The 23,116-nt window shown below is 71.5% G+C and carries 19 protein-coding genes and 1 pseudogene; 15 read left to right on the top strand and 5 right to left on the bottom strand.

The genetic code is table 11. The features are described 5' to 3' along the window. Positions 1–110: 110 nt before the first annotated feature. The 9 genes and pseudogenes from ACFC51_RS01080 (at position 111) to ACFC51_RS01040 (ending at position 12,155) form a co-directional block, all read left to right on the top strand. Positions 111–1,790, top strand: a complete 1,680-nt coding sequence (locus ACFC51_RS01080) for an ABC transporter substrate-binding protein (protein WP_376378892.1) — start codon at positions 111–113, stop codon at positions 1,788–1,790. 18 nt (positions 1,791–1,808) lie between these two features. Continuing rightward, positions 1,809–2,864 carry an ABC transporter ATP-binding protein gene (locus ACFC51_RS01075; protein WP_376378890.1) on the top strand — a complete coding sequence of 352 codons (1,056 nt, stop codon included), beginning with the start codon at positions 1,809–1,811 and terminating at the stop codon, positions 2,862–2,864. Further along, complete coding sequence (locus ACFC51_RS01070; protein ID WP_376378887.1) at positions 2,861–3,841, top strand: ABC transporter permease; 981 nt, start codon at positions 2,861–2,863, stop codon at positions 3,839–3,841. Before ACFC51_RS01075 ends, ACFC51_RS01070 begins: the two co-directional genes overlap by 4 nt. Before the next feature lie 5 nt (positions 3,842–3,846). After that, positions 3,847–4,932 carry an ABC transporter permease gene (locus ACFC51_RS01065; RefSeq protein WP_376378884.1) on the top strand — a complete coding sequence of 362 codons (1,086 nt, stop codon included), beginning with the start codon at positions 3,847–3,849 and terminating at the stop codon, positions 4,930–4,932. Then, the gene (locus ACFC51_RS01060; protein ID WP_376378881.1) at positions 4,929–5,915 is read left to right on the top strand and encodes an ABC transporter ATP-binding protein; all 987 of its coding nucleotides are present in this window, start codon (positions 4,929–4,931) and stop codon (positions 5,913–5,915) included. Before ACFC51_RS01065 ends, ACFC51_RS01060 begins: the two co-directional genes overlap by 4 nt. A gap of 48 nt (positions 5,916–5,963) precedes the next feature. Beyond that, complete coding sequence (locus tag ACFC51_RS01055) at positions 5,964–7,376, top strand: GH1 family beta-glucosidase (RefSeq protein ID WP_376378878.1); 1,413 nt, start codon at positions 5,964–5,966, stop codon at positions 7,374–7,376. A 33-nt stretch (positions 7,377–7,409) separates the two neighbouring features. Then, positions 7,410–7,562, top strand: a pseudogene (locus ACFC51_RS01050) (hypothetical protein); the annotation flags it as partial. Between the two features lie 38 nt (positions 7,563–7,600). Next, on the top strand, positions 7,601–10,687 hold the full coding sequence (locus ACFC51_RS01045; protein WP_376526353.1) for a glycoside hydrolase family 3 N-terminal domain-containing protein: 3,087 nt from the start codon (positions 7,601–7,603) through the stop codon (positions 10,685–10,687). Positions 10,688–10,757: 70 nt separating this feature from the next. After that, positions 10,758–12,155: a hypothetical protein gene (locus ACFC51_RS01040; protein ID WP_376378872.1), complete on the top strand. Its 1,398-nt coding sequence runs from the start codon at positions 10,758–10,760 to the stop codon at positions 12,153–12,155. Between the two features lie 25 nt (positions 12,156–12,180). On the opposite strand, the gene ACFC51_RS01035 is transcribed toward ACFC51_RS01040, so the two are convergent. After that, entirely contained in the window at positions 12,181–13,191 is a 1,011-nt protein-coding gene (locus tag ACFC51_RS01035; protein ID WP_376526350.1) for a YdcF family protein, read from the bottom strand. A 119-nt stretch (positions 13,192–13,310) separates the two neighbouring features. On the opposite strand from ACFC51_RS01035, the gene ACFC51_RS01030 reads away from it, so the two are divergent. Further along, a complete protein-coding gene (locus ACFC51_RS01030) occupies positions 13,311–13,544 on the top strand; it encodes a hypothetical protein (protein WP_376378866.1) in 234 nt (77 codons plus the stop codon). A 94-nt stretch (positions 13,545–13,638) separates the two neighbouring features. On the opposite strand, the gene ACFC51_RS01025 is transcribed toward ACFC51_RS01030, so the two are convergent. Continuing rightward, positions 13,639–14,217, bottom strand: coding sequence for an MSMEG_1061 family FMN-dependent PPOX-type flavoprotein (locus tag ACFC51_RS01025; protein WP_376378863.1), 579 nt, complete (start codon positions 14,215–14,217; stop codon positions 13,639–13,641). A gap of 158 nt (positions 14,218–14,375) precedes the next feature. Between ACFC51_RS01025 and ACFC51_RS01020 the strand changes: the two genes are divergently transcribed. The 5 genes from ACFC51_RS01020 to ppk2 all read left to right on the top strand — a co-directional run bounded on the left by ACFC51_RS01020 (position 14,376) and on the right by ppk2 (position 19,465). Continuing rightward, positions 14,376–15,443 carry a FecCD family ABC transporter permease gene (locus ACFC51_RS01020; protein ID WP_376378860.1) on the top strand — a complete coding sequence of 356 codons (1,068 nt, stop codon included), beginning with the start codon at positions 14,376–14,378 and terminating at the stop codon, positions 15,441–15,443. Continuing rightward, complete coding sequence (locus ACFC51_RS01015; protein WP_376378858.1) at positions 15,440–16,516, top strand: FecCD family ABC transporter permease; 1,077 nt, start codon at positions 15,440–15,442, stop codon at positions 16,514–16,516. The genes ACFC51_RS01020 and ACFC51_RS01015 overlap by 4 nt, the downstream gene beginning before the upstream one ends. Positions 16,517–16,562: 46 nt before the next feature. Then, positions 16,563–17,399 carry an ABC transporter ATP-binding protein gene (locus ACFC51_RS01010; protein WP_376526347.1) on the top strand — a complete coding sequence of 279 codons (837 nt, stop codon included), beginning with the start codon at positions 16,563–16,565 and terminating at the stop codon, positions 17,397–17,399. 20 nt (positions 17,400–17,419) lie between these two features. Further along, a complete protein-coding gene (locus ACFC51_RS01005) occupies positions 17,420–18,448 on the top strand; it encodes an iron-siderophore ABC transporter substrate-binding protein (RefSeq protein WP_376526344.1) in 1,029 nt (342 codons plus the stop codon). A 63-nt stretch (positions 18,449–18,511) separates the two neighbouring features. Further along, positions 18,512–19,465, top strand: coding sequence for a polyphosphate kinase 2 (gene ppk2, locus ACFC51_RS01000; protein ID WP_376378849.1), 954 nt, complete (start codon positions 18,512–18,514; stop codon positions 19,463–19,465). A 277-nt stretch (positions 19,466–19,742) separates the two neighbouring features. Here ppk2 and ACFC51_RS00995 read toward each other — a convergent pair whose 3' ends face one another. From ACFC51_RS00995 to ACFC51_RS00985, 3 genes are all read right to left on the bottom strand, one after another. Then, positions 19,743–20,507 carry a DUF4097 family beta strand repeat-containing protein gene (locus ACFC51_RS00995; protein WP_376378847.1) on the bottom strand — a complete coding sequence of 255 codons (765 nt, stop codon included), beginning with the start codon at positions 20,505–20,507 and terminating at the stop codon, positions 19,743–19,745. Positions 20,508–20,622: 115 nt separating this feature from the next. Beyond that, on the bottom strand, positions 20,623–21,717 hold the full coding sequence (locus tag ACFC51_RS00990) for a chitinase (RefSeq protein ID WP_376378845.1): 1,095 nt from the start codon (positions 21,715–21,717) through the stop codon (positions 20,623–20,625). 262 nt (positions 21,718–21,979) lie between these two features. After that, positions 21,980–23,065, bottom strand: a complete 1,086-nt coding sequence (locus ACFC51_RS00985; RefSeq protein ID WP_376526343.1) for a cellulose binding domain-containing protein — start codon at positions 23,063–23,065, stop codon at positions 21,980–21,982. Positions 23,066–23,116: the final 51 nt, after the last annotated feature.

Here is a 23,116-nt window from a genome sequence, read left to right as displayed (position 1 = left end):
TCCGTCCGCATCCCCGAACCAGCCGCAACCGGCACACGCACCACCCGCCCCGGCGCGTCGAGCGCTGTCCACACCGGATCTCCCAGACCCGCAGTCCTCCTGGAGTCGCCATGTCCGTACGCCGTCGTCACACTCTGAGAGCGCTCTCAGTCGCCACTGCCGTGGTCGCGCTCGCCGCGGGCTGCTCGTCCGCCAACTCGGGCGCCAACAAGGGAGGCGGAGCAGGCGCCTCCGGCGTGCTGAACATCGGGAAGCCCGACGGGCCGCAGACGAACAACAGCAACCCGTTCCTCGCCACCTCCGCGAGCGCCACGCTCGGCTACCGGTACATGATCTACGAGCCGCTGGCCATGACCAACATGATCCGCCCCACGGACAAGGCGGACCCCTGGCTCGCGACCGCGTGGGACTGGGAGTCCAACTTCACCAAGCTCACCTTCACCCTGGACGAGCGGGCCAAGTGGGCCGACGGCAAGCCGCTCACCGCGGACGACGTCGCCTTCACCTTCGAGCTGCTCAAGAAGCACCCGGCGCTCAACGGCAACGGCATCCCCTACGACGGTGTCGCCGTCGAGGGGAAGAAGGTCGTCCTGACGTTCAAGGAATCGCAGTTCGTCAACCAGAACAAGATCATATCGACCTATGTCGTGCCCAAGCACATCTGGGAGAAGGTCGAGAACCCCGAGACCTGGCCCAACCGCACCCCGGTCGGCTCCGGCCCGTACAAGCTGAAGACCTTCACCCCGCAGACCACCACCCTGACCGCCACGCCCACCTACTGGAAGGGCAAGACCAAGGTCAAGGAGCTGCGCTACAGCACGTACAACGACAACAGCGCCGCGACCACCGCCCTGGCCAACGGCAAGCTCGAGTGGTCGTTCGTCTTCATGCCGAACTACAAGCAGCTGTACGTCGCCAAGGACCCGGCGAACCACAAGCTCTGGTTCCCCTCGGGGCTCGGCATCCACGGCCTGTGGTTCAACACCGCCCGCAAGCCGTTCGACAACCCGGCGCTGCGCAAGGCGATGGCCATGGTCGTCGACCGCAACGCGATCCACGTCCAGGCGCAGGCGACGCTCTACCCGGAGATCACCAACCCGACCGGCATCCCGCTGCCCGCCGGTGAGCCCTTCCTCGCACCGGAGTACAAGAGCGCCACCACGAAGCCCGACATCGACGGGGCCAAGGCGCTGCTCAAGGACGCCGGCTTCAAGCTCAGCGGCGGCGTCCTGAAGGACCCGAGCGGCAAGCCCGTGAAGCTGACCTTCACCGACCCGGCCGGCTGGAACGACTACATCACCGGGCTCTCGATCATCAAGGACAGCATCAAGGAGCTCGGCATCGAGGCCAAGGTCAAGACCCAGACCGCCGAGGCCTGGACGAACGACGTCGCCGTCGGCAACTTCGACGCCACCCTGCACTGGACCAACAGCGGCGCCACCCCGTACGACATGTACCAGAACATCATGGACGGGGCGATCCTCCAGCCCGTCGGCAAGGCCTCCCAGCTCGGCAACTTCGGCCGCTTCAAGAGCCCCGAGGGCACCGCCGCGCTGAAGGAGTACGCCAACGCCACGGACGACGCGACGCGGACCAAGGCCATGAACTCCCTCCAGAAGATCATGGTCGACCAGGCGCCGGTCATCCCGACGGCCGCCGCCCCCATCGGTGCCGAGTACTCCACGAAGAACTGGGTGGGCTGGCCGACCGAGGAGGACCCCTACGCAGCCCCGCAGCACACCCAGCAGGACGCGCTGGAAGTCGTGCTGAACCTGAAGCCCGCCAAGTAAGCACGGGAAGAACCGGCCATGACCACCGAACAGTCCGAAGACGTGCGCACCACGACGGATGTGGTGCTCGAAGCACGCGGAGTCACCAAGCACTTCCCCGTACGGCGCACCGGCAAGGACCTCCTCGCCCGCAGCCGCCGTACCGTCCACGCCGTCGACGACGTCTCGCTGAAGCTCCGGCGCGGCACCGTCACGGCTCTGGTGGGGGAGTCCGGCTCGGGCAAATCCACCGTCGCACGGCTGCTCGCCCAGCTGTACCCGCTCACCGCGGGGGAGATCGAGCTGGGCGGCACGGCGGTGAAGGCCGGGCGTGGCCGGTCCTTCCGTAGATACGTCAAGCAGGTCCAGCTGATCTTCCAGGACCCCTTCGCCTCGCTCAACCCGGTGCACACCGTGCGCTACCACCTGACCCGCGCCCTGAAGATCCACGGCCGGGCGGGGAGCGGGGAGGCGGAACTGGAGACCCACCTGGCGGCTCTGCTGGAACGCGTCCAGCTGACTCCTCCTCATCAGTATCTGGAGAAGTTCCCGCACGAGCTGTCGGGAGGGCAGCGCCAGCGCGTCGCGATCGCGCGCGCGCTCGGCGCCGACCCCCAGGTCCTGCTCGCCGACGAGCCGGTGTCGATGCTGGACGTGTCGATCCGGCTCGGCGTCCTCAACCTGCTCCGCGACCTCAAGGAGCGCCTGCACCTGGCGATCCTCTACATCACCCACGACATCGCGTCCGCCCGCTACTTCGCGGACACGACGCTGGTGATGTACGCAGGCCGGATCGTCGAGGGCGGCGACAGCGAGACCGTCACCCAGCACCCCGCGCACCCCTACACCCAGCTGCTCATTGCCTCGGCGCCCGACCCCGACCGGGTGGCGGACGCCGAGGCGCAGGAGGAGACCGGGAGCGGCGAGCCGCCCTCCCTGATCGCACCGCCGGCGGGCTGCCGCTTCCACCCCCGCTGCCCGAAGGCCATGGAGCGCTGCCGCACCGAGCTGCCGCCGCGCTTCGACCTGGCGGACGGCCAGTGGGCCGCCTGCTGGCTGTACGACGGCACCACCGCCGAGGGAGCAGCGAAGTGAAGTACATCCTCCAGCGGTTCGCCTTCTACGCGGTCACCGCATGGGCCGCGATCACCATCAACTTCCTGATCCCGCGCATGATGCCGGGCGACCCCGTCGACGCCCTGATGAGCCGCTACCAGGGGCAGCTGGACACCACCGCCATCGCCTCGCTGAAGGCGCTGTTCGGCCTCGACGAGAACCAGTCGATCTGGTCGCAGTACACCGACTACTGGTCGCACCTGCTCGACGGCGACCTCGGGCTCTCCTTCACCTTCTTCCCGACCCCGGTCGGCGAGGTGATCTCCCAGTCGCTGCCCTGGACGCTGGCCCTGGTCGGCATCACCACCCTGATCAGCTTCCTGCTCGGCACCGGCATCGGCGTCTACAGCGGCTGGCGGCGCGGTTCCTGGCTGGACGGGCTGCTGCCCGTGACCACCTTCATCTCGGCCATCCCGTACTTCTGGCTCGGCCTCATCGCCATCGCGGTGTTCGCGGTCAAGTGGCAGATCTTCCCGGCCGCCGGCGGGTACGACAACTCCCTGGTACCGGCCTTCGACTGGCCGTTCGTCTCCAGTGCGCTCTACCACGGGGTGCTCCCCGGCGTGACGATCGTCCTGAGCGCGATCGCCGGGTGGATCCTCGGCATGCGCAACATGATGGTGACGGTCTCCTCGGAGGACTACGTCATGGTCGCGCAGGCCAAGGGCCTCTCCGAGCGGCGCGTGATGTTCTCCTACGCCGCACGCAACGCCGTGCTGCCCAACATCTCGGGCTTCGCCCTCTCGCTGGGCTTCATCGTCGGCGGCACCCTGCTGGTCGAGATGGTCTTCTCGTACCCGGGCATCGGCTACCAGCTCTTCCAGGCGGTCGGGGCCAAGGACTACCCGCTCATGCAGGGCGTCTTCCTGATCATCACGCTCTCCGTGCTCGCCGCGAACCTGCTGGCCGACATGGCCTACGCCCTCCTCGACCCCCGCACTCGTAAGGAGGCCTGACGACTGTGTCCGTCACCGCCACCGACGTCGCCGTACTGGACGACCCGCCCACCCCCGCCGCAGCGGGCCGGGTGAGGTTCCGCTTCCTGCGCGGAGGGAAGACCCGCACCGGGCTGCTGATCCTCGCGTTCTTCGTGATCCTCGCGGTGGCGGGCCCCTGGCTCGCCCCGTACGACCCCGACGCCATGAGCGACCAGCTGCTGCAACCGCCCTCCGGGGAGCACTGGTTCGGGACGACCCAGACCGGGCAGGACGTCCTGTCCCAGATCCTGGTCGGCACCCGCGGCGTGCTGCTCGTCGGATTCCTCGCCGGCATCCTGGCGACCGTGCTGTCCGTGCTCATCGGGGTCAGCGCGGGGTTCCTCGGCGGAGCCGCCGACGAGATCCTCTCGATGCTCTCCAACATCTTCCTCGTCATCCCGGGCCTGCCGCTGATCATCATCATCGCGAGCTTCGTCGAGGACACCGGGGACCTGCTGATAGCCGCCGTCATCGCCCTCACCTCATGGGCCTGGGGGGCGCGTGTGCTGCGCGCCCAGACCCTGTCGCTGCGGCGCCGCGACTACGTGGAGGCCGCCCGCGCCACCGGTGAGTCCACCTGGCGGATCATCCTGTTCGAGGTCATGCCGAACCTCACCGCCGTCATCGCGTCCGGCTTCGTCGGCACCGTCATCTTCGCGGTCCTCTCGGAAATCACCCTGGCCTTCATCGGCGTCGCCGACATCTCCCACTGGAACTGGGGGACGGTGCTCTTCTGGGCGCAGTCCAACCAGGCCCTGGCCCAGGGCGCCTGGTGGTGGTTCGTGCCGGCCGGCCTGTGCATCGCCCTGCTGGGCACCGCGCTCTCCCTCATCAACTTCGGCATCGACGAGTTCGTCAACCCGCGCCTGCGCACCGCGACGGGCTCCTCCCGGAAGGTCCGGATGCGGGTCGGCTTCACCCCCGTGGTCCGCACCGCCGGGCCCCGGTCGCCCGGCGCGTCCGGGCCGCCCGCGTTCACCCCGGTGGTCCGCGAGGGCGCCGCCGCGGAGCAGACACCGCCCGCGGCACCCGAATCGCCCGGCAAGCCCAGCAAGGAGCACAGCGCATGACCGCCGAGCCGATCCTCACCATCAGCGGCCTGAACGTCGACTACGGCACCGGCGCGACCGGGGTCCGAGCGCTGCGGGACATCGACCTCACCCTGCACCGCGGTGAAGTCCTCGGTCTCGCGGGCGAGTCGGGCTCGGGCAAGTCCACGCTGGCGTACGCCGTCACCCGGCTCCTCTCCCCTCCCGGGGTGATCACCGGGGGCGACGTGCACTACCACCGGCCGGGCGGGGAAGCAGTCGACATCCTCGCCCTGAGCCCGGACGAGCTGCGCGCCTTCCGCTGGCAGGAGCTGTCCATCGTGTTCCAGGGGGCGATGAACTCGCTGAACCCGGTGCACACCGTCCACAGCCAGCTCACCGACGTGCTCACCGCGCACCGCCCCGGCATGCGCGCCGCCGAGCGGACCGCGCGGGCCGAGGAGCTGCTGAACCTCGTCGGCATCTCCGCCGACCGGCTCGCCGCCTACCCCCACCAGCTCTCCGGCGGCATGCGCCAGCGCGTGATGATCGCGATGGCGCTCGCCCTGGAACCCGAGATCGTCATCATGGACGAGCCCACCACCGCACTGGACGTCGTGATGCAGCGGCAGATCCTGCGCAAGCTGGTGGAACTGCGCGAGCGCCTGTCGTTCTCCGTCGTGTTCATCACCCACGACATCTCACTGCTCATCGAGTTCTCGGACCGGATCGCGATCATGTACGGCGGTCGGATCGTGGAGCAGGCGGGCGCCGCAGAGATCTACCGCGACCCCCGCCACCCCTACAGCGAGGGCCTGCTGCACTCCTTCCCCGCGCTGCACGGGCCCCGGCGCGAGCTCACCGGTATCCCCGGCTCGCCCCCGCACCTGTCCGCGATGCCTGCGGGCTGCGCCTTCCACCCCCGGTGCGGCAAGGCCTTCGACGCGTGCGCGGAGCGCGTCCCGGTCCTCGCCGCACCGGACGCCGGCCAGGACCGCGAGGTCGCTTGCTGGCTGCACCACTGACCGCACCACCGTCACCACCCCACAGCACACCCGGAGTTACGGAGACCCATGAATCTCGTCACGCCCCGCAGCAGCCTGCAGCCCGCCGCCGTCCAGGGACTCCCCGCGGACTTCCGCTGGGGCGTGGCCACCTCCTCGTACCAGATCGAGGGCGCCGTCTCCGAGGACGGCCGCACCCCCTCCATCTGGGACACCTTCTGCCGGGTCCCGGGCGCCGTGCACCACGCGGAGCACGGCGACGTGGCCTGCGACCACTACCACCGGATGCCCGAGGACGTGGAGCTGATCGCCGGCCTGGGCGTCGACACCTACCGCTTCTCGCTGGCCTGGCCGCGCATCCAGCCGGGCGGCCGGGGCCCGGCCAACGCCAAGGGCCTCGACTTCTACAAGCGGCTCGTCGACGAGCTCCAGGGCCGGGGCGTCACCCCCTGGATCACGCTCTACCACTGGGACCTGCCGCAGGAGCTGGAGGACGCGGGCGGCTGGCCGGCCCGGGACACCGCCCTGCGGTTCGCCGAGTACGCCATGCTCGCCTACGAGGCGCTCGGCGACCGGGTCGAGCACTGGACGACCCTGAACGAGCCGTGGTGCTCGGCGATGCTCGGATACGCCTACGGGGCGCACGCCCCCGGCCGCAGCGACATGGGCGACGCCATGGGCGCGGTCCACCACCTGCTCCTGGGCCACGGCCTCGCCGCCCGGCAGATGCGCGAGGCGGCGGGGAGCAACCCGCTCGAACTCGGCATCACCCTCAATCTGGGCACCGCCACCCCGGAGACCGGCAGCGAGGCCGACCGGGAGGCCTGCCGCCGTGCCGACGGCATGGGCACCCGCCTCTACCTCGACCCGATCGTCCACGGGAGCTACCCGCAGGACGTCGTCGAGGACCTCGCGGCGCAGGGCATCGAGCTGCCCGTGCGGGACGGCGACCTGGAAGCCATCTCCACCCCCCTCGACGTCCTCGGCGTCAACTTCTACCGGGGCGCCCTGTTCTCCGGTGTCACCGAGGAGGGGTCGCCGACCGACGCCGACGGCCTCCCCGTCGTCCGCGGGGTCGAGCGCGACCTGCCGCGCACCGCCATGGACTGGGAGATCACCCCCACCGAGCTCACCCATCTGCTGACGCGTCTCCAGCGCGACTACGCGCTGCCGACCGTCATCACCGAGAACGGCGCCGCCTTCGACGACACCGTCGCCGCGGACGGCTCCGTGCCCGACACCGACCGCACCGCCTATCTCGCCGACCACATCGAGGCCGTGGCCGAGGCACGCCGGCAGGGCGCCGACGTCCGGGGCTACTTCGCCTGGTCGCTGATGGACAACTTCGAGTGGGCCTACGGCTACGACAAGCGGTTCGGCATCGTCCGCGTCGACTACGACACGCAGGTGCGGACGCTCAAGGACAGCGCCAAGTGGTACCGCGACACGATCCGCCTCACCCGTGAATCACGCACCGACTGACCCGTATCGGTGGGTGTCCGACCGCATCCAGGCATGATCCTCGACCTCGCCCTCGGCGGCGCCTGTCCCGCCGGCTGGAACAAGGACACCCAGCCCTCCTGGGGTCTTCCTCGGCCCAGCGTCGACCGCGTCGCCCAGGGCGGCATCACGGCGGAGACCGACGGGGTGCGCGTCGAGCAGAAGTAGTCCCGACCACCGGCCACCGGAGCAGAGAAGAGCCGCACATGCCCCGTACACCGCACGCCCGCGCACGCCACCGCGCGAGACCGGCGACCGCCGCGCTCGCAGCCGCCACCGTCCTCGCCTCCCTCCTCGCCGGGGCCGTCCCCAGCGCGGCGGCCGACGCCGAGGACCCCGCACCCGTCCTCGTCGACCGCTTCGAGGGCGAGGTCCCCTTCGGCAACCCGCCCGCCGACTCCCTGTTCACCTGGGGCGGCGACGCGGACGACCACCCCGCGCTGGAGTTCAAGGAGCGCGCCGACGCCCCCGAGGGCTCCAAGGTCCTCCAGGGCACGTACGACATCAGCGCCTGGGGCGGACTGAGCCACGAGTTCGCCGTCGACCAGCCGCCCGAGGACTGGACCGCCCACAAGGGCATCCGCTTCTGGTGGTACGGCCAGAACACCGCGCCCCTGCCGCCCGGTTCGGGCAAGCGGATCAACTTCGAGATCAAGGACGGCGGCGCGAACGGCGGCGCCTCCGAGCTGTGGACCACCTCCTTCACCGACGACTGGGAGGGGTGGCACCAGGTCGAGATCCCCTTCGCCGACTTCGTCTACCGTGCCGACTACCAGCCCGTCGGCGGCATCGACCAGGTCCTCGGCCTGAACGAGATGTGGGGCTACGCCCTCACCCTCCCGACCGGCGCCCCCGGTTCCTTCGCCATGGACGCCGTCGAGCTGTACGGCAAGGCCGACCCGGCCCTGAAGTCGAGCGTCGTCGTCGACTCCGCGGTGCACACGGTCAAGGAGGGCGGCACGGCGGACATCAGGATCTCCGTCGCCACCACCGGCTCCGTGCCCACCGAGGAGCCCGTCACCGTCGCGTACACGACGAAGGGCGGCAGCGCCGAACCCGGCAAGGACTACACCCCGGTCAGCGGCACCCACACGTTCCCCGCGGGCACCGCCTCCGGCACCACGCACACCGTCACCGTGGCCACCGCCAAGGACAAGGGGGCCGAGTCCGCGGAGACGATCCCGCTGGAGCTCACGGTCACCGGGGCGAAGGCGCCCAAGGAGAACCCGCAGGTCGTCATCGACGCCCACGGGCTGCCGTACCAGAACGCGAAGCTGCCGGTGAAGCAGCGGGTCGCCGACCTGCTGGCGCGGATGTCGCCGGCCGAGAAGGCCGGGCAGATGACCCAGGCCGAACGCAACGCGCTGAAGTCGCAGGGGGACATCGCCGCGTACGACCTGGGCTCGCTGCTCTCCGGCGGCGGCTCGGTGCCCACCCCGAACACGCCCGAGGCGTGGGCGAAGATGGTGGATGCCTACCAGCTGCGCGCCCAGGCCACCCGCTTCCAGATCCCGCTGATCTACGGCGTGGACGCGGTGCACGGCCACAACAACGTGATCGGCTCGACGATCATGCCGCACAACATCGGCATCGGGGCGGGCCGCGACCCGAAGCTCGCCGAGAAGACCGGCGCCGTCACCGCGAGCGAGGTCCGCGCCACCGGCATCCCGTGGGACTTCGCCCCCTGCGTCTGCGTCACCCGTGACGAGCGCTGGGGACGTTCCTACGAGGCCTACGGCGAGGACCCGGCCCTGGTCGAGGCCATGGAGACGGTCATCACCGGCATGCAGGGCAGCCCCTCGGGCAAGGACCTCGCCCGCAACGACAAGGTGCTGGCCAGCGCCAAGCACTTCGTCGGCGACGGCGGCACGGAGTTCGGCTCGTCCACCACCGGCTCGTACACGATCGACCAGGGCGTCACGAAGGTCACGCGGCAGGAGCTCGAAGCGGTGCACCTGGCGCCGTTCGCCGAGTCCGTGAAGCGGGGCGTCGGCACGGTCATGCCGTCGTACTCCTCGCTGGACATCCTCGGTGACGACGCCGGTCCGGTGAAGATGCACGCCAACGCGGAGATGATCAACGGTGTGCTCAAGGACCGGATGGGCTTCGAGGGCTTCGTCATCAGCGACTGGCAGGCCATCGACCAGATCCCCGGCGACTACGCGAGCGACGTCCGCACCTCGGTCAACGCCGGACTGGACATGATCATGGTCCCGACCGCGTACCAGGACTTCACGAAGACACTCCAGGACGAGGTCACCGCCGGCCGGATCAGCCAGGCCCGGATCGACGACGCGGTGTCCCGGATCCTCACCCAGAAGTTCCGCCTCGGCCTCTTCGAGAAGCCGTACGCGGACACGTCGAACCTGGACGAGGTCGGTTCCTCCGCACACCGCGCGGTCGCCCGTGAGGCCGCGGCGAAGTCCCAGGTGCTGCTGAAGAACGACGGGGCGGTGCTCCCGCTCAAGGCCTCGCAGAAGGTCTACGTCGCCGGCTCGAACGCCGACGACCTCGGCAACCAGGCCGGCGGCTGGACCGTCAGCTGGCAGGGCGCATCCGGTGCCACCACCACGGGCACGACGATTCTGAAGGGCATCGAGAAGAACACCTCCTCGGCCACCTTCTCCAAGGACGCATCCGCCCCGACCGACGGCTACGACGCCGGTGTCGTGGTCGTCGGCGAGAAGCCGTACGCCGAGGGCATCGGGGACGTCGGCAACGGCCACGACCTGGAGCTTTCGGACGCCGACAAGAAGGCCGTCGACACCGTGTGCGCCGCCATGAAGTGCGCGGTCCTGATCGTCTCGGGCCGCCCCCAGCTCATCGGGGACCGGCTCGGCGACATCGACGCCCTGGTCGCCTCCTGGCTGCCCGGCACCGAGGGCGACGGCGTCGCCGACGTCCTCTACGGCAAGCGGGCCTTCACCGGACAGCTCCCGGTGACCTGGCCGAAGTCGGAGTCGCAGCTCCCGATCAACGTCGGCGACGCGGCCTACGACCCGCAGTTCCCGTACGGCTGGGGACTGACCACCCTGAAGAAGGTCCCGACGGGCGGTGACCTCACCCTCGCGGGGCTCGCCGTCGCCGCCCAGCTCGCCGAGCGGGCGGGCCTCGGGAGGACCGCGGCCGGCAAGGAGATCGTGGACCGGGCCAGGCTCCTGGTCCAGCAGCGGGCCGGCGGAAAGCTGACCCCGGCGGTCTCCAAGCCGTTCGCCGAGGCGGACCACCTGCTGCTCACCGGCGACCTGACCGGGGCGGTGGCGAAGCTGCGCGCGGCGTACCGCGCCGTGTGACCGCGTAACCGCACGAAGAGGGACCCGGGCGGGTGACGCGTTTGTCACCCGCCCGGGTTACTTTCGGAGTATGCGGAAGAGGCTGTTCGCCCCCTTGTGGGCCTGCCTGCTGCTGATGATCTCGGCGGCACTGCTGGCCATGACCTCCACTGCCCATGCCGCCCCGTCCACGATCGACGACGCGGCCCGCGCCCTGCGCCAGGGCCCCGTGTACGTCGATCCGGCCGCGTCCGGCCAGCTCTCGGCGTCCCAGGAGGCCGCCCTGGAGAAGAAGATCACGGACGCCGACAAACCGGTCTTCGTGGCCGTGCTGCCGGCCACCTCGCAGTACCCGCCGGAGAACCTCCTCCAGAACCTGCGCACCGACACCGGGATCACCGGTGTGTACGCCGTGCGCCTCGGCGACGGGTTCGACGCGGGCGCCGACCCGCAGGTCATGCCGACCCGGGCCGTCGAGAACCTCACGACCCTGGTGAAGGCGCCCGGCGCGGACACCGGCACGGCGGCCCAGCTGAACGCGTTCGTCGACAGGGCCGTCGACCAGGCCGAGGGCAGTGCCCCGGCCTCCTGGTCCGGCGGCGGCTCCGGCGACGGCGACGGTGCCGGGACCGGCGCGCCGGTGACCGGTCTGGTCGTCCTCGGAGGCCTGGTCGTCCTGGGCGGGGGCACCGCTTTCGCGCTCGCACGCCGCAACAGGAAGCGCAAGGAGGAAGAGGAGCGGGCCGCGCTGGAGAAGCTCCGGGTCGTCGTGGACGAGGACATCACCGCGTACGGCGAGACCCTGGACCGGCTGGACTTCCACCCCGCCGAGAAGGGCGCCGACGACGCGATGCGCCTCGACTACGAGCGCGCGCTGGACTCCTACGAGGACGCCAAGTCCCGCATGGGCGGGGCGCAGCACCCGTCCGACGTGCGCGGGGTCACCCAGGCCCTGGAGGACGGCCGCTTCTCGCTCGCCGTCCTGGAGGCCCGCCGTACGGGCAGCGCGCTCCCGGCACGCCGCCCGCCCTGCTTCTTCGACCCGCGCCACGGTCCCGCCGTCGCGGACGTCCGCTGGACACCGTCCGGCGGATCGGCCCGGGAGGTCCCGGTCTGCGGCGCGGACGAGGCGCGCCTGCGCGAGGGCGAGGACCCCCTGAGCCGCACGGTCGACGTCGGTGACGGGCGGAGGCGCCCGTACTGGGAGGCCGGCCCCGCCTACGGCCCCTGGGCCGGCGGCTACTTCGGCGGCGGGCTGCTGCCGGGCCTGCTGGTCGGCACCATGCTCGGCTCGATGCTCTCCACCCCGGCGTACGCGGCGGAGTACGGCGGCGGTGACTTCGGCGGAGGCGCAGGAGGCGGCGACTGGAGCGGCGGGGACGTCTCCGGCTCCGACTTCGACTCCTCCGGCTTCGGTGGCGGAGGCTTCGGGGACGGCGGCGGGTTCGGCGGAGGCGGTGGCGGGTTCGACGGGGGCGGCGGGTTCTGAGCGTCCTTGCAGTGGGGCGGCACCCCTACCTCAGACGGGTCCACCAGACGGCCACTCCGCCGAGGACGATCAGCAGGCACATCGCCGCGTTGCTCCGCCGGTAGTCCATCAGGACCGCCGCGAACTCGCGGATCGTCGCGTTCGGCCAGAAGTACGCGGCGGTGGGCGCTCCGACCACCTGTCCCCGGATCCGGACCCGCCGGGCGGTGAGGGCGGCACGGAAGGCGTGGTAGTTGTTCGTGACGACGACGCACCGGTAGCCGGGTTTCGCCTTCTCCATGATCGCCTTGCTGAACCGCAGGTTCTCCTCCGTCGTCGTCGACCGGTCCTCCCGCTCGATGAGGTGGGCCGGGAAGCCCTCGGCCACCAGGTGGTCCGCCATGGCGTGGGATTCGGGCAGGTCCTCGTCGGGTCCCTGCCCGCCCGAGGTGATGAGCACGGGGGAACCGCCGCGCCGGGAGAGCCGGGCGTGGACCTCGCGCCCCCGTTTCAGCCTGCTCGCGAGGAGCGGCGGCACGGTGGACCCGCCGACGAGCCCCGAACCCAGCACCACCACGAAGTCGGCCCTGCGGCGCACCAGCAGCCGTCCGTAGAGGAAGGCGTAGCAGACGAAGCACAGGAACAGGAACGAGAAGTAGAGCGCCAGCGCGCCGGCCGTGGCCGCCACCCCGATCAGCACCGGGGTCCGCAGCCAGGCGGCGACGGCCAGCAGGGCGAGCTCGGCGAGGATCGCCAGGGCGCTCAGCAGCGACAGCAGGTTGGACGGGCTCCTGCCCTCCTTGCGCAGCATCCGTACGCCGTTGAGGAAGAGGAAGTACGTCAGGACGAGGACGGCCACGGCACCCGGAACCAGCAGCGACACCGCCACGACCCGTGCCGACGCGTACCCGGACGAGACCATGCGGTACAGGAGGCCCGCCAGGGCGCAGAGAACCGCCAGCCCCAGGATCACGGCGTTGCTGAACTTCCGGCGCTCACGTGAGGCGCTCACACAGAAGACGAGGAGAAGAAGCGCCGCCGGGGCGTAGATCACCATGCGCACAGCGTAGGCAGCGCGCCGGTCCGGCAGGACAGCGAGGTGGGACCACGGCGGGAAGGTGCGGGTGGCGCGGAGATCCGGCGTGTCCTCCGGGGGCCGCGAGCCGTTGATCCGGCATGAAGAAGCGAAGCGCACTCGCCGTTCTCACGTTCGCCACCGGCGTGGTCATCGCCGCGATCAGTCCGCACCCGGGAGACGGGGACGCGGCACACGCGGCCGGACAGCCCGTCTCGCTCGGAGCGCTCGACGACGCCGGGGGACTCGGCGAACTGGTCGACGGCGCCGCCGGAGCCACGTCGTCCACCGCCTCCACGGTCATCAGCGTGGTGGAGGAGGCCCGCGAGAGCTGAGGCGGCCGACGAGCGCGGCGCGTTCCGCGCCGGCCCCGCCCGATGGTTCCCGGCACACCCTGCGCCGGGACCCCAGGGCCGGCGGACCCGGGCCTCAGGCCTTCGCGTCCTCCCAGGTCTCCGGCGCCCACACGCCCGACCGCTTCAGCGAGGCCGGGCAGTGCAGGTAGATCTCGTCGATGTCCACGACCAGCGCCAGGTCGGGACGCCGCCCCTTGACCGCCATCTCGTCGAAGAAGGGGGCGTCCGTCAGGATGCGGGCGCGGCCGTTGATCCGCAGGACGGTCATCGCGCCGGGTATCAGGTAGAGCAGGCCCACGTGCGGGTTGGACAGGATGTTGTGGAAGCTGTCGCCGCGCCGGTTGCCGGGGAGGTCGGGCAGCACGAGGGTGCGGGCGTCCAGGACCCGGGTGAAGCCCGGCTCGCCTCCCCGCGGGGAGGTGTCGCAGTTGCCGTCGGCGTCGGAGGTCGACACCGCGCAGAAGGGCGCGCGGGCCAGCAGGCCGAGATCGTCCTCGGTGAGCTCGTCGTGGACCTTGTCGATGACGAGCGGCCAGGGCTCGCCCAGGATCTCCCGCAACTGCTCCGCCGACCGCAGGAGCACCGCTCCCGCGAGGGGGTCGTCACCGGGGGAGAGGGCGGTGGCGGGGGCCACGGGCGCGGCATTCGACAAGGGTTTCTCCGTAGCTCACATGGCGCGGCACCGGACCGCTGACCTGGCACTGTTAGGCTAACCTTACTTATGCTCGCGGGTGCCTCCCGTCCCGGGGGCGACGAGCAAGGGCGAGGAACAGTGCACCACCGCATGCCGCCGTCCCGGGCGCACCGGCCGTGAGCGGCCAGGTCCTCCAGGGAGCGAAGGAACACACGGCCCGGACACCGGAGCGGCGGTCCACGCGCAGCCGCCCCGTCCTGGCCCTCGGACTGCTCGCCGCCGTGGCCGTCCTGCTGCTGACCGTGCTGGCGAGCCTCTCCGTCGGCTCGGGCGACGTGCCCTTCCGCGACGTCCTGGACGGCGTGCTGGACCCGGACCCCGGGGTCAAGGGCCAGCTCATCGTCCAGGAGGTGCGCGTCCCCCGCACCGTCGCCGGACTGCTGGCCGGCGCGGCGCTGGGCCTCGCGGGCACGGTGATGCAGGGCGTCGCCCGCAATCCGCTCGCCGACCCCCAGCTCCTCGGCGTCAACGCGGGCGCCTCGGTGGCGGTGGTGTGCTCGATCAGCTTCTTCGGGTTCACGGCCGCCACGCAGTACATCTGGTTCGGCTTCCTCGGCGCGCTCCTCGCCGCCCTCCTCGTGTACGGGGTCGGCTCGCTCGGGCGCGAAGGCGCCACCCCGGTGAAGCTGGCCCTGGCCGGCGCCGCCACGAGCGCCGTGCTCACCTCCGTGACCAGCGCGGTCCTGCTCCAGGACCGCGAGAGCTATGACCGCTTCCGCTTCTGGCAGCTCGGCGCGCTCACGGCCCGGGACGGGGAGGTCCTGGCACAGGTGTCCCCGTTCATCGCGGCTGGTGCCGTCCTCGCCCTGCTGCTGGGGCCGCAGCTCAACGCCTTGTCCCTCGGCGACGACCTGGCGCGTGGCCTCGGCCAGCGGGTCGGCCTCGCCCGGCTGGCGTCGGCGCTCGCCGTGGTGCTGCTGTGCGGCGCGGCGACCGTCGTCGCGGGCCCGATCGGCTTCGTCGGCCTCGCCGTGCCGCACGCGGCCCGGCTCCTCACCGGCCCCGACTACCGCTGGGTCCTCCCCTACAGCATGGTCCTCGCCCCGGTCATGCTGCTCACCGCCGACATCGTCGGCCGGGTCGTCGCCCCGCCCGGCGAGATCCAGGTGGGCGTGGTCACCGCAGCGATCGGCTGTGTCCCCTTCATCTGGCTCGTCCGGCGCAGGAAGCAGGTGGAGCTGTGACCGGCACCCGGCTGCGGGAGGAGGCGCCCGACGCCCGCCTCGCGGACGCCGTGCACGTGGTGACCCGCGCACGGGGGCGTGAGCGGCGGCGCTCCGTCGTGGTGGCGGCGGGTCTGCTGGCCGCCGTGGTGGCGGTGTTCGCCGTCTCGCTCAGCGTCGGCGACATGGTGATGCCGCTCGGCAAGGTCGTGGAGACCCTGTTCGGCGGCGGTGACGGCGGTTCGCGGTTCGTCGTGCTGGAACTCCGGCTGCCCCGTGCCCTGCTGGCGGTGCTCGTCGGGATCGGCTTCGGGCTGTCCGGGGCCGTCTTCCAGTCCGTCCTGCGCAACCCGCTGGCAGCCCCCGACGTCATCGGCATCAGCGCCGGGGCGAGCGCGGTCGCCGTCACCGCGTCGCTGCTCTTCCAGGTCAGCGGTCTCGCCCTGTCCGGCAGCGCCCTCGTCGGGTCGGTGGCCGCCGGTGCGGCCATCTACCTGCTCGCCTGGCGCCAGGGTGTCGCGGGCCAGCGTCTCGTCCTGATCGGCGTGGGCTTCGGCACCGGGCTCAGCAGCGTCGTCTGGTACGTGATGGCCCGCTCCGACACCACCGACGCGCAGGAGGCCTATCTCTGGCTGACGGGCACCCTCAACGGCCGTTCCTGGGGCCAGCTGTGGCCGCTGCTGAGCGCGCTCGCCCTGCTCGTGCCGCTCACCGTCCTCGCCGCCCGCGTCCTGGGCCCCCTCCAGCTCGGGGACGACGCGGCGGCCGGTCTGGGGGCCCGCGTCGAACCGGGGCGGCTGGCGCTGCTCGGCTGCGCGACCGCCCTCGCGGGGGTCGCTACGGCGGCCGCGGGACCGGTCGGCTTCGTGGCCTTCGTCTCCGGGCCGATCGCCCGCCGGCTGGTGCCGGGCCGGGGCGCCGCGCTGCCCCACGCGGCGCTGACCGGAGCTTTGATCGTCCTGGTCGCCGACTTCGGTGCCCAGCACCTGCTGCCCTCGGTCCAGCTCCCGGTGGGCGTGGTGACGAGCATCATCGGGGCCCCCTACCTGCTCCTGCTCCTGGCCCGCGCCAACCGCGGGGGCACCGGTGGCTGACACACGTACGCACGACGACGACACCGAGGAAAGGCGTGGCCCCGCCGTGGCTGACCACACTCTTCGAGCCCAGGGCGTCCGCCTCGGCTACGGCGGCCGGGAGATCGTCTCCGGCCTGGACCTGAGTGTCCCGCCGGGGCGCATCACCGTCGTCGTGGGGCCGAACGCCTGCGGCAAGTCGACCCTGCTGCGGGCGATGGCGCGGCTGCTCGCCCCCTCGGAGGGTGCCGTGCTGCTGGACGGCCGGAGCATCCAGGAGATGCCGACGAAGGAGGTGGCCGCCGTGCTGGGCATCCTCCCGCAGAGCCCGTCCGCACCGGAGGGCATCACGGTCTCCGACCTGGTGGGGCGCGGCCGTTACCCGCACCAGGGCTGGTTCCGGCGCTGGAGCCCCGAGGACGACCATGCGGTCGCGCAGGCGCTGCTCTCCACCGGAACCCTGGACCTCGCGGACCGCCCCGTGGACGAGTTGTCGGGCGGACAGCGCCAGCGGGTGTGGATCGCGATGGCGCTCGCACAGCGCACGGACATCCTGCTGCTGGACGAGCCGACGACGTTCCTGGACGCCAGCCACCAGCTGGACGTCCTGGACCTGCTCACCGACCTGAACCACGAGCACGGGGTCACCATGGTCGCGGTGCTGCACGACCTCAATCTCGCCTGCCGCTACGCCGACCACATGGTCGCCATGAAGGACGGCCGGATCGTCGCGGAGGGCCGCCCGTCCGACATCGTGACGGAGTCCCTGGTGAGCGAGGTGTTCGGCATGCGCTGCTCGGTGCTGGAGGACCCGGCGTCGGCGACGCCGATGGTGGTGCCGCTCGGCCGCCACCATGTGAAGGGTGCGTCCGCCCGCCCGCCCCGCGTCGTGATCGATAATTAGGTTAGGCTAGCCTAAGTGGCATGAACGATTCTGCTCCCCGTACCCGCCGTGCCCGTCGTACCCCGGTCCTGATGGCCGGGGTCGTCGCGGCCCTCCTCGTCGGCCTCGCCGCCTGCGGCTCCTCCGACGGCACCGCGGGCTCCGGCTCCGCGTCCACCTCGGGCGGAGCGGCCGAGGGCGCCTTCCCCGCGAAGGTCGCGACGAAGTTCGGCGAGATCACCGTCGACAAGGCGCCCCAGCGCATCGTCGCGCTCGGCTGGGGCGACGCCGAGACCGTCCTCGCGCTCGGCGGGCAGCCCGTCGGTGCGAGCGACTGGCTGGCGTTCGGCGGCGAGGGCGTCGGTCCCTGGGCCGAGGGGATGTACGACAAGAAGCCCGAGATCATCGGCACCCTGGAGCCGGAGTACGAGAAGATCGCGGCGCTCGGCCCCGACCTGATCCTGGACACCAAGTCCAGCGGCGACCGGACGCGCTACGACACCTTGAGCAAGATCGCCCCGACCGTGGGCGTGCCCGAGGGCGGCGACCAGTACAAGCAGACGTGGAAGAAGCAGACCGAGATGGTCGCGGCCGCCATGGGCGTCCCGGAGAAGGGCGAGAAGCTCATCGCGGACACCGAGGCGAAGTACGCCGACGCCGTGAAGGCGCACCCCGAGTTCAAGGGCAGCACGATCACGCTGGGCTCCCGCACCTCCGAGGGCTACGGTGCCTACGTCTCGGGCACCGGGCGGGTCGACTTCGTGGAGCGCCTCGGATTCGAGAACAACCCGGCCGTCGAGGCCAAGGCGGGCAAGGGCTTCTCGGTCCCGGTCTCCAAGGAGAACCTGGACCTCCTGGACGCCGACCTGACGGTCATGGCCCCGATCGGTATCCCGGCCACCGACATCAGTGACGACCCGCTGTACGAGGCGGTCCCCTCGGTGAAGGCCGGACACTCCCTCGTCTTCGACGACCAGGGCATCAGCCAGGCGTTCGCCACCGACTCGGTGCTGTCGACCTCCTACGCGCTGGAGAAGGTCGTCCCGCTCTTCGCGGAGAAGATGAAGTAGACCGCCGCCTCATTGCGCCCGCGCCTCCGGTTTGCGCGGGCGCAACGAGGTGACAGGCTTTACATGGTGAACCGTGAACGGGTGGAGAAGGAACTCCTGCACGGCCTGACCGTCGACACCAGCAGGCCGGAGCAGCCGATCCTGCTGGACGAGGCGGGCAGGCCGATCAAGACCTGGCGCGAGAACTACCCGTACGACCGCAAGCTCCGCCGCAAGGAGTACGAGCGGATCAAGCGCATCCTGCAGATCGAGATGCTCAAGCTCCAGCGGTGGACGAAGGACACCGGCGCGCGGGTCGTCGTGGTCTGCGAGGGACGGGACGCGGCCGGCAAGGGCGGCACCATCCAGCGCTTCACCGAACGCCTCAACCCCCGTGGCGCCCGCATCGTGGCCCTGGACAAGCCGACGGACCGCGAACGGGGCCAGTGGTACTTCCAGCGGTACATCGCCCACCTGCCGGCGCCCGGCGAGATCGTCTTCTTCGACCGCTCCTGGTACAACCGGGCCGGCGTCGAACGCGTCATGGGCTTCTGCACCGAGCCCGAGTACGAGCTGTTCCTCCGGCAGTGCCCCGCCTTCGAGCGGATGCTCGTCGACGACGGGGTCGTCGTGGTCAAGTTCTGGTTCTCCGTCTCCCGGGCCGAGCAGCGCACGCGCTTCGCCATCCGGCAGGTCGACCCCGTTCGCCAGTGGAAGCTCTCGCCCACGGACATCGACTCCCTCGACCGCTGGGACGACTACACCACGGCGAAGATCGACATGTTCCGCGCCACCGACACGGGGCACGCGCCCTGGACCGTCGTGAAGAGCAACGACAAGCGCAGGGCCCGGCTCGAAGCGATGCGCAGCCTCCTCGCCCGCATCGACTACGCGGCGAAGGACCTCGACGCGGTCGGCACGCCCGACCCCCTCGTCGTGGGTGCCGCGGCCACCCTGCTGGAGCCGGGCGAGGAGGACACCGCGCTCTCGCCCACCCGTCTCGCCTCCAACGCCGAGGGGCCCGGCGAGCACCCGTGACCCTGCCCGGCGGGCCCGCGGCCGGCACCGCCCCGCACGGCGAGGACGGCCGGCCGCCGGACGGCTTCTGCGCCATCCTCACCGTCCGCACGGACAGGACGGCCGGGAGCGTACGGAAGAGGACGGGTGTCGCCGGACCGTGGATGCCAGGGAAGGGGTGCTGCGCCCGCGCGATCACCGGGGTCGCGCCGCACCGGACCACGTCTACGACGGTGCGGATGCGGGCCGTTCACCGGCGGGCCCGGCGCGCGCCGGTGAACGGGACCGGTGCGGGGCTTCAGTCGCGCGCCGCCGTGACGTCACCGTTGACGGTGGTGAGCGCCATCGTGTGCCCGTCCCCGCCCGTGGGGCCCGGCACGGTGACCGAGGTCCGGCCGTTCCGCGCGGTGGCGGTCGTGCGGTAGGCGGGGGCGTCATGGGGCAGCGCCACCCGTACCGAACCGTTGGTCGTGAGGGCGGTCAGGCCGGCCGGCGAGGTGGCGCTGCCGATCGTCACGTCGCCGTTGACCGTCTCCGCGTGAAGGCGTACGGAGTGCAGCGTGCCGGTCCGGACGGAGCCGTTGCGTGTGACGAGCCGGACGGAGGCGTCGTCCCGGCCGGAACGGGTCACCGTCACGTCGCCGTTGACGGTGGTCAGGTCCAACTCCGCCTCCACGCCCACCGCGTCGATGCCCGCGTTTCTCGCGGTGACCGTGACGGAGGTGCCGGCGGGGACGGCGACAACGGGCATCCGCGGACAGTCCGGCAGATCGTGGCCGTCGGGGTCCGTGCAGGTCAGGTCGAGGGTCCAGGTGTCGTCATGGCGGAACCACCGACTCGTCACGTGCCGGTCGGTGGCGGCCTGCTCGCCATCGGCCGGCCGCAGCCGTACGCCGTTGTCGGTGGTGACGAGCAGGTGTGTTCCCCGCGACAGGGCGGGCGACTTCGGATCGGGCCGCCCGCCGGGGTTCCCGTCGTGGCCCCCGCCGCACGCCGCGGCCAGGGGCACGACGGCCAGCAGTGCGGCGAGACGCCGGCCGTGGGTGAAGGCTCTGGTGTCCATGCCTGCTCGTCTTCCCGGAGCCGGGCCGTCCATGGCACGGCTCCGGGTCTGTGCGGGCGGCCGCCGCCCCGTACCCGGTCCGGGGGCCCGGCACCGGGAGGTGGCGCGGGGCGGATCAACGCCCTTGCAGTGCCTTGACGTTGTCGCCGAAGGTCCAGTCGCGTGACCCGTCCCAGTTGAGGGACCAGGTCATCAGCCCCTTGAGGCCGCCGACCCCGTTCCACGCCTGGGCCACGAGGGAGGGCGCCATGTAGCCGCCGCCCGCACCCGGCTGCGCGGGCAGGCCGGGCACCTGCTTGTCGTACGGGACCCTGATGGTCGTGCCCTGCACGACGAGCCCCTTGTCCAGGCAGTCGGTCTGGGCGGTGAAGCCCTGCACGGTGCCCGCCTCGTAGGAGTCGCCGGAGCACCCGTACATGCTGCCGTTGTAGTACTGCATGTTCAGCCACCACAGCCGGCCGTTGTCGGCGTACTTCTTGATGACCGGCAGGTAGGCGCCCCAGATCGAGCCGTAGGTGACGCTGCCGCCGGTGACGTAGGCGGTCTCCGGAGCCATGGTCAGGCCGAACCCGTCGGGCATGGCGGCGAGGACGCCGTCGATGATCCGGATCAGGTTGGCCTGGGAGGGCGAGAGCGTGTTGATGTCGCCGCTGCCGCTGAGGCCGGTCTCGATGTCGATGTCGATGCCGTCGAACTGGTACGTCTTGAGGATCGGCACCACCGTCTCCACGAAGCGGTCGGCCACCGCCGCGGAGCTGAGGTCGATGCCGGCCGTCGCGCCGCCGATGGACAGCAGGGTGGTGAGCCCGCCCTCCTTGGCCGCGCACATCTCCTCGGGCGTGGGCACCTTGACGGTGGCGTCCATCCCGTCCTCCCACAGCACCGTGCCGTCCGAGCGGATGACCGGGAAGGCCGCGTTCACGACGTTGTAGCCGTGCTGGGGAATACGCGGATCGGCGATCGAGGTCCAGCCGAACGGTGGGTGGACGCCGTTCGCGGCCCCGTCCCAGTTCTCCCAGTAGCCCTGGAGCACCTTGCCCTGCGGCCGGGACTTCAGGGCGCAGGTGGCGGCGGCGGGGGCGGCGTCGGCCGCCGAGGCGGCGGGGGCCGTGCCGATCATGGCCTGGGCGGCTCCTGCGGCCGCCAGGGCGAGGGCCAGCAGCCGGGCGGTGTACGTGGGTCCTGCCGTGCGTCGCTGCGGTCGAGGCATGGGTGCCCTTTCTGTGGGCTGTGCCGGACGGGCACAGTGGGGGGATGCCGTGGTCCGGCCGCGGACGCACGGCCTCCGACGCGACCGCCCGGTGCGGCGAACCCGGTTGCGGCAGGTGGGGAAGCGGAGGCCATGCGTCCATTGTGGTCTAGACCAACTGTGAGGCTAGTCCGGCCGGTTGAGCATGTCCATACCAATGTCTTCCAGGGGCATCCGGGCGTCCGGCCGTCGCAGGGCGCCGGTCGTCCCCGCGGTCGGGGTCTCAGCAGGCGACCGGGGCCGAGCCGACGGTCACGTCGTCGAACCAGAGGGTGTCGTCGCCCGTCCCGTAGCTCTCCCACCCGAGGCGCAGGGCGGTCGGCCGGGGCGGGGTGGTGCGGGAGAGCCACTGCTGGTCGATGTCCTGGGTGGGCACACCGTCGGCGTGCAGGCCGGGGACCGGTTCGTCACCGAGCCAGGTGTCGAGACCGGGCGCCGTCGTGTCGATCGCGAACCGGAGGCACTGCCAGCTGCCCGTCGGCAGCGGCCTGCTCAGCGCCACTCCCGCCGGGCTCTGCGCGGGCAGAGTGGCGTCGTCGCTCTCCCGGTTCCACTGGAGGGCGCCGTTCTGGCCCCCGACGCGCAGACTCCGCCCGCCCTGGGAGGCATCGGGCAGGGAGACGAACGTGACGTGGGCGGAGGGGAGCGCGGTGGTGTGCCGCACCCACATGCGTACGTGGATCACGGGGCCGGTCCGGGACAGGTCCGCTGTGGAGGCGACGAAGGCGTGGTTGCAGTAGCCGGCCTCGCCATCGATCCGCAGGGACCTGCTGCCGCTGTGCGCGACCGCGGTGTCGACCGAGGCGGTGCCGGTCCCCTGGCAGTCGGGCGCGGTGAACTGCCAGGCGCCGGAGGGGGCGGGGCCGGTCTGGTCCTCGAAGTCCGAACAGATCACGGCGCCGGCGCAGTCCGCGCCGCTCGGAGGGGTGGTGGGCGGCGGTGTCGTGGGGGGTGGTGTGGTCGGCGGCACGGTTCCGCCGTCACCGCAGGGTGTGCCGTTGAGGGCGAAGTCGACGGGTGCGGGGTCCGTCGACCGCCAGGTTCCCTGAAGACCGAACTCGGCGGCGGCGCCGGTGGCCAGCGCGCGGTTGAAGCCCGCGGCGGCGGCCACGACGGAGCCGCCGGTCTGGGTGACGGTCGCGTTCCACGCCGACGTCACCTGCTGGTCGCCGGTGTAGGTCCAGGTGAGACGCCAGCCGCTGAGAGAGGGACCGAGGTTGACGACCTTGATCTGGGCGGTGTAGCCCCCGGTCCACCTGTTCACGGTGTGGTCGACCCGGCAGCCGGATTCCGCCCCGGTCGCGGACATCGCGGGGATCGTGGAGGCCGCGGTGAAGCAGGACGCCAGCACGGCGACGGC

The sequence above is a fragment of the Streptomyces sp. NPDC055962 genome (assembly GCF_042270185.1).
GTDB lineage: Bacteria > Actinomycetota > Actinomycetes > Streptomycetales > Streptomycetaceae > Streptomyces.
This window is presented reverse-complemented; position numbering and strand designations above follow the sequence as displayed.